The sequence below is a fragment of the Providencia sp. AGC89 genome (assembly GCF_053543535.1).
This window is the reverse complement of record NZ_JBIXLP010000042.1, coordinates 1-1,398: the sequence shown is the minus strand read 5'-3', so window position 1 is coordinate 1,398 and position 1,398 is coordinate 1. Positions and strand designations below refer to the sequence as shown.

2 protein-coding genes are annotated in these 1,398 nt (G+C 32.2%); both read left to right on the top strand.

The window, feature by feature from the left end; translation table 11 throughout:
• A partial coding sequence (locus ACIPUA_RS07260; protein WP_449059512.1) for a fimbria/pilus outer membrane usher protein occupies positions 1-800 on the top strand: 800 nt, incomplete at its 5' end.
• Position 801: 1 nt separating this feature from the next.
• Positions 802-1,398, top strand: a 597-nt coding sequence (locus ACIPUA_RS07255) for a hypothetical protein (protein WP_449059511.1), incomplete at its 3' end; no start/stop codon positions are given.

Genomic DNA, 1,398 nt, shown 5'->3' with positions numbered 1-1,398 from the left:
GAAATAGGCAAAACGTATCAAGTTGGATGAATCATTACGGCGATAATAAAAGTTACGGAACAAGATATAGTAATCATAATAATGATTACTTAAGTTATTCTGTTAGTACAATTAAAAATACTTATCCTAGCAATCAAAGCGCCTCATTAAATGTTAATTATACGACCCCAGTGACTTTACTTTCGGGCAATGTTAGTAAAGGTAATAATACCAACAGTTACTATGGGGCACTATCAGGCGGGATGGTTTATTTTGACAATGAACTCATTTTTTCATCAAAACGAATATCGAACACGTTTGCTATAGCAAAAACGGAAAATCAGGAAAATATTCCAATACAATCGTCATCAGGAACCGTGATGACGAATAGTAAAGGTTACGCGGTAATCCCTAGCATAGATAGTTATAGAACTAATTATGCCAAGATAGACTATCAAAAATTACCTAAAAATATGAATGCGCCTTATGGGATCATAGAATTTCAACCTGCCAGTGGAAGTGTTCCCTTAGTTAATTTCTACGTTAATAAAGTTAACCGCGCTATTTTGATCCCATCTTTTAATGGGAAAAAACTCTCAAAAAATTTAAGAGTATATGATAAAATGGGTAATTTACTGACAATAACTGACAATGCTGGACGAATTATTATTGATAATTTATCCCTACCGACTAATTACTTTGTTGAAATAGATGATAATAAAAAATGTACTATTGATCTTAGCGAAGATATTAGCATTTCAAAAACTGAGCTATTTACAATAATAAATCCCATTTGTTTTGTGACTGACCAAAGGATTTAGAATGATAAAATTAATTGCAGGACTACTTACTTTCCTATCTTTTAGTGCATTCGCATCGGATAGCCACGGAACATGTAACATCCGCTTGGGAGCTAATGAGATTAACTATGATACCTTGGCTGATTTTAATACAAAAAAACAAGATGGCGCAGTATATGCAGGAACCCGAATTGTTCCAGTAGTAATAGAATGTAGTGAAGAAATTATTCCATACCTTGAGTTTTCTAAAAGTAGTAATACATTTTCAAATAATACATCTGAAGCTATTTTAAATATAAATAATGCAATGCTCGATGGGAAACCTATTTTATTAGATGCTATTGAATTAAATAGTTCAAATAGAATCAACTCATCACAAAGTGATATTAAAGTTCACCCCAACATACGTATTCAACCCGCTCAGGATAAAAAAGGAAAAGTATTTTCCTTCAATTTAGTTGTTGATTTAAAAATTAATTCATTGAGTAAAAAAGGTGTTATTGTTAGAAGCCAAATACCTTTACAAACGCTAGGTGGAACTACAAGTTTAGCTATTAGCTATTCAGAAATGACCACCGCATGTAATCTTATTGTTGATTCGACCTCCATTGATTATGGT